Origin of the sequence: Psychromonas arctica (assembly GCF_036697365.1) — a bacterium.
In the GTDB taxonomy this organism is placed as follows: domain Bacteria; phylum Pseudomonadota; class Gammaproteobacteria; order Enterobacterales; family Psychromonadaceae; genus Psychromonas; species Psychromonas arctica_A.
In genome coordinates this window covers 1-773 of record NZ_JBAHZA010000062.1, presented here as the reverse complement: position 1 = coordinate 773, position 773 = coordinate 1, and the positions used below count along the sequence as shown (strand labels likewise).

Below are 773 nucleotides of genomic sequence, written 5' to 3'. Positions count from 1 at the left end.
AACCGTTATCACAGTGACCGCGAGTGATGCGGCGGGTAATAGTGCAACGAATACTGGCACCGTTGAAGTAGATACAATTGGTTTAAATGTCAGTATCGATGCCTTAGTGACCAATGATACGTCACCGGCGCTAAGCGGTAGCATTGATGATGACACAGCAACTGTGATTGTCACGGTGAATGGTGTTGATTACAGTGCTGTTAATAACGGCGATGGCACTTGGAGTTTAGCAGCTGATATCTTACCTGATTTAGCGGAAGGTGAGGTTGAGATCAGTATCTCGGCAAGTGATCAAGCAGGCCATACGGATACTGCAACCACCGCGATTGAAGTGGATACTACAGCCCCTGTAGTGACTGTAGATTCAGCTATTACCACGGATAATACCCCTGTTATTACTGGCTCTATTGACGACCCAACGGCAACCGTCGTGGTGACGGTCAATGTTGGCGGTGAAGAATATACAGCAACAAATAACACCGATGGCACCTGGATATTAGTAGATAACACCTTACCAACATTAGATGATGGTGAAACCGTTATTACAGTGACAGCAACCGATGCGGCAGGTAATAGCGCAACCAATACTGGCACCGTTGAAGTAGATACAACGGGTTTAAATGTGAGTATCGATGCCTTAGTAACGAATGATACGTCACCGGCGTTAAGTGGCAGCATTGATGATGCTACGGCGACTGTGATTGTTACTGTCAATGGTATTGACTACACGACTGTCAATAACGGCGATGGCACTTGGAGTTTAGCAGCTGATA

At 46.3% G+C, this 773-nt stretch carries 1 protein-coding gene; it reads left to right on the top strand.

The genetic code is table 11. The features are described 5' to 3' along the window. A partial coding sequence (locus tag V5290_RS17605; protein WP_333388768.1) for an Ig-like domain-containing protein occupies positions 1-773 on the top strand: 773 nt, incomplete at both ends.